9 protein-coding genes are annotated in these 15,690 nt (G+C 51.8%); 4 read left to right on the top strand and 5 right to left on the bottom strand.

Features of this window, described 5'->3' with window-relative positions; genetic code table 11:
* Nucleotides 1-220: 220 nt before the first annotated feature.
* The 5 genes from AB1L42_RS00195 to AB1L42_RS00175 form a co-directional block, all read right to left on the bottom strand.
* The gene (locus AB1L42_RS00195) at nt 221-1,687 is read right to left on the bottom strand and encodes a sulfatase (protein WP_367049899.1); all 1,467 of its coding nucleotides are present in this window, start codon (nt 1,685-1,687) and stop codon (nt 221-223) included.
* A 322-nt stretch (nt 1,688-2,009) separates the two neighbouring features.
* A complete protein-coding gene (locus AB1L42_RS00190) occupies nt 2,010-4,151 on the bottom strand; it encodes an arylsulfatase (RefSeq protein ID WP_367049897.1) in 2,142 nt (713 codons plus the stop codon).
* A gap of 96 nt (nt 4,152-4,247) precedes the next feature.
* Entirely contained in the window at nt 4,248-5,771 is a 1,524-nt protein-coding gene (locus AB1L42_RS00185) for a sulfatase (protein WP_367049895.1), read from the bottom strand.
* A gap of 59 nt (nt 5,772-5,830) precedes the next feature.
* The gene (locus AB1L42_RS00180) at nt 5,831-7,267 is read right to left on the bottom strand and encodes a sulfatase (RefSeq protein ID WP_367049893.1); all 1,437 of its coding nucleotides are present in this window, start codon (nt 7,265-7,267) and stop codon (nt 5,831-5,833) included.
* Between the two features lie 163 nt (nt 7,268-7,430).
* Nucleotides 7,431-8,228: an SDR family oxidoreductase gene (locus AB1L42_RS00175; RefSeq protein WP_367049891.1), complete on the bottom strand. Its 798-nt coding sequence runs from the start codon at nt 8,226-8,228 to the stop codon at nt 7,431-7,433.
* 813 nt (nt 8,229-9,041) lie between these two features.
* Here AB1L42_RS00175 and AB1L42_RS00170 point away from each other — a divergent pair.
* The 4 genes from AB1L42_RS00170 to AB1L42_RS00155 all read left to right on the top strand — a co-directional run bounded on the left by AB1L42_RS00170 (nt 9,042) and on the right by AB1L42_RS00155 (nt 15,671).
* Nucleotides 9,042-10,892 (top strand): DUF1592 domain-containing protein, encoded by a 1,851-nt coding sequence (locus tag AB1L42_RS00170; protein ID WP_367049889.1) that lies wholly within the window; start codon nt 9,042-9,044, stop codon nt 10,890-10,892.
* Nucleotides 10,893-10,905: 13 nt separating this feature from the next.
* The gene (locus AB1L42_RS00165) at nt 10,906-12,492 is read left to right on the top strand and encodes a DUF1552 domain-containing protein (RefSeq protein ID WP_367049887.1); all 1,587 of its coding nucleotides are present in this window, start codon (nt 10,906-10,908) and stop codon (nt 12,490-12,492) included.
* A gap of 449 nt (nt 12,493-12,941) precedes the next feature.
* Nucleotides 12,942-13,265 (top strand): M50 family metallopeptidase, encoded by a 324-nt coding sequence (locus AB1L42_RS00160; protein WP_367049885.1) that lies wholly within the window; start codon nt 12,942-12,944, stop codon nt 13,263-13,265.
* Nucleotides 13,266-13,652: 387 nt separating this feature from the next.
* Complete coding sequence (locus AB1L42_RS00155; RefSeq protein ID WP_367049883.1) at nt 13,653-15,671, top strand: arylsulfatase; 2,019 nt, start codon at nt 13,653-13,655, stop codon at nt 15,669-15,671.
* Nucleotides 15,672-15,690 lie beyond the last annotated feature (19 nt).

The following is a 15,690-nucleotide window of genomic DNA, read 5'->3' as shown; positions in this document are numbered from 1 at the left end:
CAACTTTGATAATAGGTTATGAGAGGACTCGAAGTGTATGATGCTCTCCGACGGTATAGATCCAAGTAAGTACCAATAAAAAGTGAGTCGATAGTTTCCGTGCAGTCCCTTGTGTAGAGATCTGTTATCATCCGCTCAAGTTTGATCAGTGCGATATAGTAACTTGACGTGATCGTTGCTGCGTTCACCTACGACGGATGTCTCTCTCCAGTGTTGTGACTTAATTCGGTTGCCGCTTTCGACGCTTTGGTGCTGCGTCTGTTTCTTCGAGTCGGCTTTCATAATAGTCCGGGTGCCATCTTTTAGGGTCGCTGATTCGACGCGGTTCATTGTGGATGAGTTGCTGATCGTCTTGCTGCTGCATCCACTCAGAGAGTTGCCGCTTGAGTTCTCGAATTTGCTCGGCGTGTTCGGGTTCGTCAATCAGATTGGTTTGCTCCCACTGATCGTTTGAGACGTTAAAGAACTCCCACTCGGGACGTTGGTAATAGCGGTCGACAATCTCTTTCGCTCGGGGATCTGTCTGGGCTAGATCCGCCCATTCCGCCCAGTATGCTCCCGCCATTGCTTTTCGGTCGAGGTCTGAATGATTTGTGAATGCAAACTCAGGATGGAGGTTGTGAATCAATTTCCAATCGCGTGTACGAATGCTTCGAATTGGAAAAATGTTCTTTATCCCGTCGCCAGTATGAGTCGTGAAGATGACATCGCGATGCTCATTGGTCTGGCCGAGCAGCACACCTGCGAACGATCGACCGTCCAAATCCTCGGGAGCCTTGGCACCTGCGATGTCCAGTAGCGTTGGAAGTAGATCGACCCAGCTGATCAACGCGTCAGACTTCGAACCGGCAGCAATCTTGCCTTTCCATGATGCAATGAATGGAATTCGTATGCCGTAGTCGTACAAATTCCATTTTCCGAATGGCCATTGAGACCCGTGGTCGCTCGTGTGGATGAAAAGCACATCATCTCCGAGATTGTTGGCTGCAATCGTTCTAAGTTCACCGAGAAACGCGTCAAGTTCTTTGATTTCCTGATAGTACGCGGCACGATGCTCGCGAGTTGACGGCGTATCAAGGTGGTGCGGCGGAAACTCGACCTCTTCCGGTTCGAATGTCGTTGGACTCGTCCAAGAAACATGAGGATTCGTCGTCCCGACAAAAAGACAAAGCGGCTTGTTCGAACTTTGATTTCCATTTCTTCTGTTCAGGAACTGATCAAGCTGCGATCTGACCTGATCGATCGGCTTTCCGTTACCGACGAAGTCAAAACCGTACTGCTCAACTTGTTGCGGGTTGCCGTGTGCGACTTTGCCGAAAGAGGCAACTTCATAACCGGCAGCTTGTAAATCCTGAATGAGGCAGTGAGTTCCCGGTTTCGGATAGGTATGGTTAGCTTCTGCGCCATTTCTGGCTGGCATTAATCCGGTCAACATTGTAGCGCGACTCGGCGCACACGATGGAGAGGCGACAAACGCATGCGTGAAGGTCATCCCGTCGGCAGCGAGTTTTTCAAACTGAGGAGTCGGGATGTTGTCGTTGCCATACAGGCTGGAATCAAACTGAGAATGGTCGTCCGACAGGTAGATCACAATGTCTGGTTGATTCGCTTCGACGTTCATGGAAGCTGCAGACATCGCTGAAGCGAGCAAGCTTGCGGTGAAGAATCTTTGAATTAGCAATCGCATGTCCTTATACCCTTCTTTCTGATGTGTCGAAGCGAGTCGTTTCCTGCGATCTCGATGCTTGCAGTCGCCAGTCAGATTTCCGCTGGAGAACTCGCTGTGGCTCCGGTTGGCGAATTCAAAACCGGATCGCAGGACTTAACCACGCGGCGATTCGCACCCTCTTGACACAATACTTGCCTTGCGTTGTTTGTACGTGAACTGGAATTCAGACCTCTTCTGGATCATAGGACCTGTTGTCGTCGGGGGCTGTAAAGAGAGGATCTGAAACGTCATCGAGATTCGATTGCCGCTTCGGAGCTAAGTGCATCGAGTCTTCGTTGTTCTATTGTTTGTTGCTTCGGTTATCTTTGGTGCGAGTGTCATTTCCTTTGATGCGATGACGCAAGACTTTCCCGTTGAACGGATTTGGAGCTTCGTAGTCTCCTGCTGCGGTTCGGTCATCAAAACCAACGCTCAGGCTATCGATCGGTTGCACCGGAATCAGACCTGGTGACTGCGTCGAAGCTTCCTGTTCTCCGGCGCGAAGAGTCATGAGTTCTGCGGTTAATGTTGCTTCCAATCGAATTCGGCCTTCTACTCTCTGGTCTAACGAAACACGTCTCACGTCACCGTTGATTCGGACGTCGAACGCAGGCTTTCCGTCGACGAAGTGGAGCGAGTAGCCGTGTTGGTTTCCTCCCTGAGCGATGACCACTCCGTCAGGTTTCGACGCATCGACAGTGGCTTCGATTCTCAAGGAGCGATTCGCGATCTCGGGCGGTTGCGTTTTGGCTTCGTTCACTGCGGTCTCTCGCTCCCAAATCACACCGACACGTCGAGCCCAACTGTCCCAGTCGGACGACATTTGCTTGAGTCGATCGGGATGTTGATCCGCCAAGTCGATCATTTCGCACCGATCTTCCGCGAGGTTGTAAAGCTCCCATTTCAGTTCATGCGGCATCCGTTTTGAATAAACAGCTTTCCAATCACCTTGCCGAATCGCGTGTGCGGCCTGGTGATCAAAACCAATTGTTCGGTCCGGAAGTGATTCGCCTTTCATGGCTGGCAGTAGGCTTGTCCCTTCAAGCGGAGTGATGACATTTCCATTGAGTTTCTTTGGATAAGTGGCTCCGGCAGCCTCAATCAGTGTCGGCATCAAATCCATGACATGTGCTGGATCACGAATCCATTTGTCAGGTTGACCGATGCCTGCCGGCCAGTGGGCGATAAATGGAGTGCTGATGCCGCCTTCATGCGTGAAGTGTTTGTAAAGTCGGAATGGAGTGTTACCTAAATTTGCCCAGGCACTGCCGTATGATTGATGCGTTCCACGCCCGCCGATCGCTCGCAGGTCGTCGCCTGTCCTCAGGATTGTTTCGCCTTTGCGAGACGTTCCATCAAAACCGAACGGACCCCATTCGTAACATGCACCGTTGTCGCTGAGAAACAGAATCAGCGTATTGTCGAGTTCATTCGTTTCCTTGAGATGTTTGACGATTCGTCCGACACCCTTATCGACTCCTTCCACCATTGCGGCGAAGATCGCCATTCGGCGAGCGAGGTCGAGTTGGCGTTCCTCGTCTAAAGAATCCCAAGATGGGTTTTCTTCCCCGGAGTAGTGATTTGCAATGTCATCGCGGTCCACAGGGACAATACTACGAGGCGACAATTGCCAGCGATCGTGGTCGATTAAACCGAGTTGCTTCATCCGCTCGAAGCGTTCTTCCCGCAGCACGTCCCAGCCTCGCTGATAGACTTCATCGTACTTGTCAGCTCGATCGGCAGGTGCCTGTACCGGAAAGTGTGGCGATGAGTGCCCGAGAAACAGGAACCATGGCTGTGATGACTTCTGGCCTTGTTGAATGAATTCAATGGCGTAGTCGTTGAAGACATCGGTCGCGTAATAATCATCTGCGGGCGGGTCGATTTCTTTTGCTCGACCCTCTGGCAACCGGATGTAATAGTCTGCATCGTATTGATCGTGCGAGTGATCGCGTGTGTACCCGTAAAACTCATCAAAGCCTCGCTTGATCGGTCCGGTCTCATGATGCATGTGCCACTTGCCAACGTAGTAGCAACCGTACCCTGCGGGCTTAAGCACCTCCGCAATCGTCGCGCAGCTTTCATTTAGCCTTCCCAGGTATCCCGGACCACGCGTCGGGTTCGGCTTGTTAGTTGTGAAATCGCCGATCCCGGCTTGTGTCGGATAGAGCCCGGTCATGAGTGACGCTCGGCTCGGACAACACCTCGCGGAGTTATACACCTGCGTCATCCGAACTCCGTTCACAGCGAGGGCGTCGATATTCGGAGTATTGATCTCGCCTCCGTAGCATCCAAGATCAGAATAGCCGAGGTCATCAGCCAGAATGACAATGATGTTCGGCTGGTCTTTCGCCTTCGCTAAATCTGCTGGTGCTGCGAAGAGAGAAATGAAACAGGCCACCGGAACAACAGTTGGCGTTGTCCAATTTTTTCCCGGATTCATTGCAAGCAACTTCGTTAATAAACAACTCATTTTACGCCAGTCTGATCTGCAGTAGTGGGCTCGTCGAGAATGTACGCCAATCCGAATCCCTCAGACTCATCGTGAATCGTCACGCAACTGAAGTTGCGTCTCCGGACGCGGCTGAGCATATAAAGTGCCTGTGGTGAGCCCCTCATCCTTGTGGAACATCTTCACTTCAGCGTTGCCAGCTGTCATTCGAGTGTAGGCTTGCATCTCTGTTTCTAAGCCGTGATCACCTTGTGACTTCATCCAGGCATGTAGCTGTTCGCGAAGGGTTTCGATGTCGTCGGCGTACGCAGGAACTTCAGCAAGGTTGGTCATCTCGAGTGGATCTAGTTGTATGTCGTAGAATTCGACGGGTGGTCGCGTGCCGTGCGCTTCAACACGAGCGGCAGCATGCGAATCGCCAGCAGCAGCTTTCTCTTTCCACTCAAGGAAGAACGGGTGACCGACAACGTAGTTTTGGAACGTCTGATCATGCGAAAGATTCAGTACGAGTTTAAACCGATCATTTCGGATCGATCGAATGGCATAGTGCGGAGGACCGTTAAAGATTCCGCGTGATGTTTGAAGTCCGTAGACCACCGATTTATGCTCATCCGTTAGACCTTGCAAAACCGGCCAGAACGATCTTCCGTCGAGTTCGTCGCGAGGTTGACCACCCGCCACTTCCACAAACGTCGGCAACAGGTCAATGTACTCGACCATCGCGTCCGTTGTTGTGTTGGCAGCGATCTGACCGGGTAGTCGTGCGATGAGTGCTGACTGCAGCCCCTTGTCGTAGCAGGTCCATTTCCCGCCCGGAAATGCACTCCCCTGCTCACTGACGACAACCACCAGCGTGTTGTCAGCGTGATTGTATTTATCAAGAAGTGAAAGAAGCGTGCCTACTTCAGCGTCGAAGAATGTGATTTCCGCCAGATAGTTGCGATACTCAATGCGAGTCGCGGGCGTGTCGACAAAATTGGGACGCAGCTTCAATTTCTGAAGCTTGTAAAGGTCGCGGTATTCTTTGCCCTTATTGTAAGGACCATGCGGTTCGTTCGAGCAGGCGAACAACGCGAATGGCGTATTCGACTCCTGTGACTCAGCAAACAATTTTTCCACAGCATTAAAATCAATAACAGAGTCTTCCTTCGCTCGCTTTTTGTCTTTCTTCTTCGGGGCCTCCGAATATTCGAATGGGAAAATTGATGGCGGGTTGATGTGCGTCTTGCCTGACAAAGCGACTCGATAGCCAAGTGGCTTAAGATCGTGAACAATGCTCTGAACGTCGGGGTAGGCGAAGGTGTGATTTGTCCAAGCCCCGGATTTCACAGGGTAAAGGCCGGTGTAGATCGCGTGTCGGGTCGGAGAGCACATCGCAGTTGTTTGGAAACAGCGAGTGAATCGCATGCCTTCGCCAGCGAGTCGGTCAATGTTCGGCGTATGAGCTTGTCCTCCATAACATCCGATGTCGAGGTGCGTGCAATCGTCCGCAATGACAAACAGAATGTTGGGACGTTGAGGCTCAACTGCCTCGGCAGATGAAAGCAGCCTGCCATTGAAAATCGCGAAACAGAAGATTGCCAGAACGAAGAGATGTCGATTGCGGATCACGTTGGGCGGGCCTTGGTATCTTGAGTTTCTGTTGATTCAAACGCTGCAGGCCTGAGCTACTACTGATTGAGTTGCTTCCGGGTCTGTTTCCGCTTTTGCTTTTTGCTCGAAGGTGGAGGCTCCGCGTTTTCTTTGGGCAAACTTGCCTCCAATTCTTCGATGACGGTTTTGAACTCAGGTTTCTCGGCGAGATTGGTCCACTCGTTCGGGTCTACTGCTTCGTCATACAACTCTTGCGAACCATTATGGTATCGGATGAAGCGGAAGTCTTCGCTTCGGACTGCGTGGTCACCTCGCATGTGAGTCGTGATCGCGGGATAAGGCCACTCAGCCTCTGGCGACTTAAGCAGTGGGAGAAGACTGCGACCGTCAAGTCGATGGCCGGGATCTTTTAATTGACAGAGATCGACGAGTGTTGGATAGAGATCTTGAAGCAATACCGTCCGTTCACATGTTGATCCGCCGGATGTCATTCCGGGAACTCGTACCATGAACAAGACGTTGGTTGTTTGTTCCCAAAGAGCGTACTTGGCGAAGTGGTCTTTTTCGCCCAAGTGAAAACCATGATCGGCCCAAACGACAACGATGGTGTTGTCGGCATACGGGCTCGCGTCCAATGCATTGATCACTTCGCCGAAAACTTCATCCGCAGCAGAAACGGATGCGAGGTAGTGACGAACGACTGGCTTCCAATGCCCTGCCCTTTCCAGTGCTTCGCGGTCAACTGGATTCGCGGCGTAATCACGGGCAACAGCAGGGACGTCGTCAAGATCATCTGCCTTGTAGCCAGGCGGCGGAAACGTCAGTTCAGAATCGGGATAGAGATCGAGAAATCGCTGCGGCACCACCCATGGATTGTGGGGATAACGAATCCCGTGTGCCATGAAGAAAGGTTTGTCATAAGATGCTGCAAGGCGCTTGCGGGCGAAATCCAGAAGCTGAAAATCACTGACTTCGGACTGATCAACAGCGCCGTAATTGAAGAGCGGAGGTTTCTCGACTGAATCTGGAATCGGATTCGGTTTGACATTCGGAGCGAACTTCCCGCTGCCTCCTTCGTCGTCGTCCCACTGCGCTACCCATTGTTTGTCCGTCGGCTTGCTGTGATAGAGCTTTCCCGAACCCATTGTGTGGTAACCCGAGTCACGGAAGACTTGCGGCATTGTCTTTACCGAATTCAGGAGCGCTGAGTCCTGCCACAGTTGACCGTTCTGGTAGATGCCCGATCGGTATGGGGCGACGCCACTCAAAATTGCTGAACGGGATGGATTGCACATTGTCCCGGGGCAATAAGCTCGGGTGAAGTGCAATGCGGTTTTGGCGAAGGCGTCGAAGTTAGGCGTTTTCACACCCGGGTAATTCTGCATCAAAGATGGATAGTCATTGAGATCGTCAATGGCGATCATCAACACGTTCATGGAACGCGGCTCTTCAGCATTGCTCCAGCTACCGATTGCAGATGCGATTAGAAGCAGGAGCAGTTGTGGTATCCGCATTCCGTTTTGCCGCATCATTGAACTCCAAACTGAAGCACGGTTGAAGACTGGTCGATCTCAATTGAACGCAGAATCTTGATTTCGAAATGCCGCCGGTCGAGACAGGTCTCATCTTCCAAACAAGCAGCACCAATTCAAAGAGAGTCCGGTCTTGCTTAGAGGATCAGCTGACGTTCTCTGGCATTTCAAGTCGATGCATTTCTTCGACCGGCAACTCGATTCCACCGTCAATCAGCATTGAACTCCCAGTCATGTAGTCGCTGGCCGGATCACACATGAAGACAACGCCTCGCGCGATCTCTTCTGGTTTTCCGAGTCGTCCCCAAGGAAGTTCTGCCCCTTTCTCGGCGAGCTTTTCTTCACTGAAGAATTTGCGTTCGCCAGGAGTATCAATCCATCCGGGATGCATCGTGTTGACTCGAATTCGCTTGCTGCAGAGTTCGGTCGCGGCGGTCCTGGCCATCTGATCGATCGCTGCCTTAGACATGTTGTAAGCCATCGCACCGGGGATGGGCCGCCAACTGTGAGGCGAACTGACAATCACAATTGCCCCTTGTGTCTGCGTTGCAATCATGTGACGCGCAGCGGCTCTCAGCAGATAGAATGCACCCCACATCGTGACTTGAATCGTCTTTTCGAATCCGTCCATGTCGGCTTCGTAGAACAACTCGCGATCACTGTAAGCTGCGTTTGAGACTGCGATGTCCAGCCCGCCGAACTCGTCGACTGTTTCCGCAACGATCCGTTCGACTTCCGACTGAACACCAATGTCCGCTTGAGCCAATCGAGCTTTCACTCCGTAGCTGCGGCATTGCTCCGCCACGTTCTCCGCTTCAACGGTCGAGCCTACAAAGTTGATGGCCACATTGGCACCAGCTTCAGCCAGAGCAACGGCAATCGCCGCGCCGATACCTCGACTGGCTCCTGTGACAATCGCATTTTTGTTTTTGAGTGGTGTCACTGCCGTTACCTCGTCATTCCAATATGTCTTACAACGCGACCTGAATGCCGTCTTGCCGACGAGCAATTAGTTGGAGTCTGAATGGAGAGACGCCTTCCTCGCGGTCATCATGTGTCAGCACTTACACGAAGGCAACACGACGACCCTCAATCGTACTAAAGAACACTCAAGGAACCATGAAGTACAGCGTCAGTGGCCTACAATATTTTGTCACGCTCGAAACTCGGTTCAGCATCGTTTCGGATCCACTCGAGACTCGCTTATGAGAGTTCATTCTGAGCCAATATCTCGCAGCACCTTTGAAGAATGGCATCATCGAAGCGTCGATCCAAACATGGCCACGAAGAGTGGAACGTCTTTCCATCTGCCGACCACAGACTCTATATCCTGTGCTGACAACCAATCCGTTCACTGCTGTCCAGGAGCGGCGATTTCGTTGAGTGATCTATATGGACGAGATACGCTGGGACTGTTCTGCGATCTGGGTATAGCGGATGCCGAGTCGATCTTCTCCCAATCCCTTCATGAAGATGCCAACAAGGTCTCCTCAGCTGTCGCGAGAAGATTGATCCGAGCTTCGGGTCCGAACGTTTTCCAAACGTCAGTTTACGTCTGTCAGAGGATTCAGTTATCTTCACTGATCGGTAAATGCTTGCGTATCGAGAAGTCGTTCGAATCCGACCACCGTAGAATATCGAGACTGCTTTGAATTTCAGTCTGACACGATCATTGCCCACCCTGCTCTGTATCTGGGTTAGTTCGCTCCCTCAAGCCGTTCGTGCAAATGACTTCAGCACCTTCGTTGAACCATTCTTGAAGCAATACTGCATCCGCTGTCACGGAGCTGAAGACGATGTTTACGGGGAGGTGAACTTTCTCGAAATCCAATCTCCTGCAAAATTGGATGAGGCATTTGAAATCTGGGAGAGAGCGGCTGAACTGGTGGTTGATGGTTCAATGCCGCCAGAAGATGAACTGCAACCGACACCCATGCAGAGAGAGCAGTTCAAGCATTGGTATCAGAAACGATTTGTTGAGTCCGTTCAGCCGCATCCGGGATACCTCCGCCCGCGCAGGCTTTCCGTGGTTGAATATCGAAATACTTTGCAGTCATTGTTGGGTTTTGAGCTCGACGTCGTCATTCGGGAAGCGGAGCAGACCGTTTCCGAAACTTCACTTGTCTTGAAGTTATTGCCCATCGATCCCCCCGGACCGAGTCGGTTCAAGAATGACACGTCAGCTAATCCGCTTACAACGCTTGCCTGGAATCAATATTCGTACATCATCGACAATGCTTTGGAGCGACTGTTCTCGCCTCAATATCAATCGGAACTGGAAGCTTTCACCGGGCCGATCGATGGTGATTTTCTCACCGAACAGCAAGCCAAGCGAATGCTGAGAACGCTCATTCCTCGAGCGTATCGACGGACAGTGGATGATTCCGTGGTGAGCAGATCGGTCTCGGAAGTGACTGGCTACCAAGGTTCCGATTTGGAGATCCGGCTTCGACGAGAGATCAAGACAATCCTGATGTCGCCTCAGTTTCTCTTTAGAGGATTGTTGCTGGACGTTCCACGTGACCAACGAGTTCCGGTGGATGATTTCGAGTTGGCCGAGCGTCTAAGTTATTTCCTCTGGGCTGATATGCCGGATCAAGAATTATTAAACCTCGCGGCAGAAGGACAACTGGGGCAGGCGGACGTTTATCACGCTCAAATCGATCGTATGTTAGCTTCTCCCAAAGCGAGATCCTTGGCCGAGGACTTCGGAGTTCAGTGGTTTTCGCTGAGCGAGATCGAACACGTTTCCAACAATCCACCTGTAGCGGATGCACTCTTCACTCAAGCTGTCGATTTTCTGGACTATCTGTTCCGACATGATCGACCGCTCACGGAACTGATTGATTCCGACGTCAGCTTCATTAACCCGCACACTGCGAAGTACTACCCGAACGATCGCGTTCAAATGGCGAAATACTCCAAGCAGAAAGGGATCGAAGTCGAAAGGGTTCCCAATCAGCAAATCACATTGAACAACACCATGGAGAGAGGTGGCCTGCTGACAATGCCGGGAGTCTTGGCCATGAACAAAGGTCCCATTCAGCGTGGAACCTGGATTCTGGAACGTGTTCTTGGTGAACATTTACCTGACCCACCAGCAGATGTGGGCCAGGTCGCAGCGAGCCCACCGGGAGAAGAACTTACATTTCGTCAACGCTTTGAGCAGCACCGCAGCAACGCAACGTGCGCCGTCTGTCATGACAAAATCGACCCACTCGGCTTCTCGCTTCAGGAGTATGACGACAACGGTGAGTTTATTGCCCAAGCCAGGGAGTCAACTCGCAAGAAAAAGAAACAGAGCGAATGGGTTGAACTCGATTTGCCAATCGACTCCAGCGGTCAACTCTCCTCTGGAGAACGCTTTGATGACTTCAACGGGCTCAAGAGGCTGCTCGTAACGACTCAACGGGAACGTGTCACCCATAACATCGTCGAAACCATGATGGCTTATGGTCTCTGTCGGAAACTGGAAGCATATGATCGTGCCGCAATTGAACGAATCGTTGAAGAACTTGATGAAAACCATGGCACGTTCCGTGATCTGATTCATAAAATCGCTGACAGCTTGCCGTTTAAAGAAACAGTCGTTCTCGGCAACGAATAACCTGGGAGTCATCATGAACTGGCAGATCGATCGACGAACTTTCCTGAGAAGCTCTGCCGGCGCGGCACTTCCACTGCCGTTCTTAAATCTGATGGAACGTCAAGCTTCCGGTGCTGTCGCTGAGCAACCTCCTGTTCGGTTCATGACATTGTTTAAGCCAAACGGTGTTCATCCTCCGAGTTGGAACATCAACGGTGGGCAGGAATTTGACTTCCGCATGTCGCCGCTCATGCAACCCTTCGCGAAGCATAAAGACGACCTGCTGATCCTGGACAACATGGGCGATTTCGGCTTCTCATCACACGCCAGTTCGACTCGGCGTTTTCTGAGCGGGCACCATGAAAACAAAACTTCTGCCTCGATCGATCAACTTATTGCAGATCAAATCAGTGATGGGACGTCGCATCGATCACTGGAGTTGACCACCGAAGGGCTCTTCCCGAATCAAATCGGTTGCAGCTATATCTCCTATGATCAAAACGGAGACGCCATTCCTCGCGAAAGCGATCCGCAACTCGTTTTCGATCGCCTGTTTCGCAATCCGATGAGCCACCCCGACAAGCGGAAGGAAATGACAAGCTTGTTGGATCGAGTTTCGGATGATGCAAGATCACTAGCTCGGCGGGCCGGCAAAGAAGATCGTCAGACCTTGGAACAATATCTGACTGTAGTTCGCGAAACGGAGAAGCGACTGCAAACGATGAAATCCAACGCTCAGCCGAAGACGGAGTTGAACGGACTCCAGCGCCCTTCAATTCCGGGGAATCTGGACGAACAGGTCGAATCGATGCTCGACTTGATTTCCCTGGCACTGTGGACAGATTCCACGCGTTGCATCACATACATGCTGGGCAACAGCAATAGCCGCATGATCTTTGATTTCCTGGGTGTTAAAGAACAGCACCACTATCTCTCGCACTTCTTCAGAAACTTCTCGCGAGAGAATATCGACGGGCTGATGAAGATTAGTTTATGGCATATGGCGAAGTTCGACTCGCTGCTGAATCGACTGAAGTCCTACAAGGACCATCACGGGACACTCCTCGATCACAGCGTGGTCCTGTTCGGATCGGGCATGGGCCACAGCGACAATCACACGGTTACTCGCATTCCGCTCATTCTAGCGGGACGAGGTGGAGGCATGATCAAGACGGGACGCTATGTCCGCTATTCCGAGAATCAACAGCTGGGACGGCTTCATCTCGCTTTGCTGCAAAAGTTCGGTGTCGAAGTTGACTCCTTCGCCGGTTCCACACATCCACTGCCTGGGCTCGATGCGTCAGATTATACACCGTTCCGGGAACGACCTTTCGACAGTTGGGTTCGCCACGAAGAAGGAACCATCACTGTCCAGGGCCGTTTGCGTCTTTCGGAAGACCTCAACGAGGCCCGTATTTTCTTTGTCGATGTGGAAGGTGCGTCGCCTGTTAAAGTAGACGTCGAATTTCGGGATTTTCACCAGTTCAATCTCCCCTACCACTGTGGAACTCCAATCAACCTGACAGGTACCGGAACCGAGATACAGGGCCAACTCTCAATTACCAAGGTGACTCAACTCAAATCACTCTTTGGAAAAGACCCAGGCACTCTTAACGGCTAAGCGATTCGTTTTCTGGGAACTCTTTGGATGTTAGAGGTTCCCGCTTCGTTGACGACTCAGGAGTTAAACTTAGAGGTGATCTGGAGCTGCGTGACAACGAAGAAGTGATCCCCGACAACCAAGAGTTTGCAATCGCTGTCTATTCGACGAAACGCATTGGCAGTTAACATTGTCGACCGGTGGGAACACATCGCGCGACATATCGACTTACGTGACAGATGTGGCGACGATTTTTCCGGTTGCAGATGAAAGGCATACCGGTTTTGGTTCGGAGTGTTATATCTAGGACGCCAAGTTGGCTTCACACTGAATGAGTAGATTGTTGAGCTATGTCACGATACCAGCTGCCAATGTCAGACAATTGTCACTAGGTGAAGAGTGTTGAGGTAATGGGAAATCAGATATCGGAGCTTAAAGAATCTGCGCATTGTCACGCTTGAGGATGCGGAATGAAACGGCTCAACCAGTTCATACTGATCACCTCGTTCATTCCATTCTGCTGGCTTGCTTTCATGGCAATTCATGAACTGGGGCATGTCATCGCTGGTCTCACGACGGGAGGGGCAATTACGAAGGTGGTTCTCCATCCATTGGCCATTTCGCGAACAGACGTTTCACTGAATCCTAGTCCTTTGGTGACTGTTTGGGCTGGACCGGTCATTGGTGTTGTGGTGCCACTTATAGTTTGGGGCCTCTTTCGGAAATTCAGAATTCCCGGTGACAATCTTGCTCGATTCCTGGCAGGCTTTTGCATGATCGCGAATGGTGCCTAAATTGGAATCGGATCGTTCGAAAAGATCGGCGATGCAGGTGTCATGCTCCAAAATGGATCACCAATTTGGTTGCTATGGTTGTTCGGAATCATCACTGTGCCGACCGGTTTTGCCATCTGGCATGGACTCGGGGCAAAATTCGGTTTGGGCGAATCGAATGGCAGTGTTGACGAACGAGTTGCATACGTTTCGCTCGCATTACTTGTTGCCATGCTGTTGGCGACGACCACACTCAGTGCACGATTCTGAGAACTGCGACTCGGAGGCTCATTCCACCTTCACTCTGTCACTCAGCAGCATCTGGCTGGGAACTGCGAGAGGGATCGACCCGGTGGTCAAATCAATGATGGCTGATTAGAATCGCACCACCTTCAAAGGAGCAATTGCATGAAACTGGCTGTTTGCACGGCTGTGGTATTTTTCACGCTGTTCGGGACTGAGTGTCTCCACGCAGCTGACTCGCGTCCGAATATCTTGGTGATGATGGTCGACGATTTGGGATATTCGGACCTCGGTTGCTACGGGAGCGAGATCGACACTCCGAATCTTGATGCACTGGCTGCGAATGGGCTGCGTTTCTCTCAGTTTTACAACACAGCGAAGTGTCACTCTTCGCGGGTGTCATTGCTGACAGGTCAGTATTGCATCGCTGCCGGGGATACCGCCTTGACTCATGCTGTCACGTCTGCGGAAGTGCTCGCTGATTCCGGCTATTTTACGGCAATGACAGGCAAGTGGCACCTCGATGGGCAGCCAACAGATTTTGGATTCCAGAAGTACTTCGGCCACCTCAGCGGTGCGTGCAACTATTTCACTGGCGATAATACCTTTCGACTCAATGGCGAAAAGTGGCAGGTTCCGAAAGAGGGATTTTACACAACGACTGCGAACGTCGACTACGCGCTTGAGTTTCTCGGCGAAGCTCGCCAGACGAAGAGTCCCTGGTTTCTGTACGTTGCTTTCAACGCCCCACACGCTCCTTTACATGCGCTGCCCGAGGACTACGCCAAGTACAAAGGTCGCTATGACGAGGGTTGGGACAAAGTACGCGCAGCCCGAGTCGCGAAACAGAAGCAAATCGGAATACTACCTGCCACTCTTAAGGAGAGTCCGCGTCCTGACCATATCCTTGCGTGGGAAGACATGGAGCCCTGGCGCCAAAAGTATGAAGCGAACCGCATGACGACTCTCGCTGCCATGATCGACCGGGTCGATCAGGAGATCGGTCGACTTGTCACTGACCTCCGGAGTCGTGGAGAGCTGGAGAACACGTTAATCCTTTTCGTCTCAGACAACGGAGCCTGTCCTTACGATCGCAAGAAACCATTGCTGGATGTCGAACCGACGACTGGCGACATATCTCTAGCGGATTCAACGGGGTGGTCGTGGATGAGAAACAGCCCGTTTCGCTACTACAAGCAGAATCAATTCGAAGGTGGAATTTCGACTCCGGGGATTGTACATTGGCCAGCCGGTCTAAAGACCTCACCGGGCTCGGTCGTTGATACTCCAGTTCACTTGATCGATGTCATGCCGACACTCGCCGATGTTGCGGGAGCCGAAGTTCCTGAGACGTGGCCCGCTCGCGAATTAAGGCCGGTTTCGGGCATCTCTCTCTTGCCGCTCTTCGAGGGGAATGAAATCGAACGTCCTTCCCCGATACACTTGCTGTTCTCGAAGGATCGTGGATTGCGAGATGGTGACTGGAAGATCGTCAGTTTTCAGAGCAGTCCCTGGGAGCTGTATCATGTCGCCGACGATCGTGCCGAATTGCATAATCTGGCACACTCAGAACCTGAACGAGTGCAGCAGATGGTGGAGACCTGGACCAACATGGCCCGAGGTGTATTGCATGCCAAACCAAATGTGTATGCCCCTGTCGATAAAAAAACTGAGCCTCATCGTCACCGCGAATGGACAAACTTTGACAGCGATGCCCCTTCCAAAGGCCAACAGGTCATGCGGCGACGCTCACAGAACCGTGGGAAGCCGAACAAGCCAATTCGAGCCAGAAAGAATACGCGACTCACTCTTGAAGATGGAACGCTTCAGTTGCAATTCACAGGCGAAGATCCCGGCATTGCGATGGACCTGAGGGGACATGATTTGCCCAATGGTCCCTACCGGTTGACTTTCAAACTGCGTGATGGCTCGCGAGATGGCGGCGAACTGTTTTTTACGACTGACTCGGAAAGGACATTGCCGAAGGGAGAACGACTGACTTTCCCGGTCGTCGCGGACGGAGAGTGGCAATCAATCTCGCTGGACTTGGCGACGAAAAGTCGCATCTACCAGTTGCGGATCGACGTCAGTTCTGGTCCCGGAAAAGCAACGATCTCCGAACTTCAGCTCGGCGACGAACAGGGGCAGCTTCTCATGTCGTGGCCGGAAAAGGAATCTAATTAATGAAATTCGCATTCAGCGT

It is taken from the genome of Thalassoglobus sp. JC818, from assembly GCF_040717535.1.
Taxonomy (GTDB): Bacteria; Planctomycetota; Planctomycetia; order Planctomycetales; family Planctomycetaceae; genus Thalassoglobus.
The sequence above is the reverse complement of the archived record's forward strand: the minus strand, read 5'-3'. Positions and strand labels throughout refer to the sequence as shown.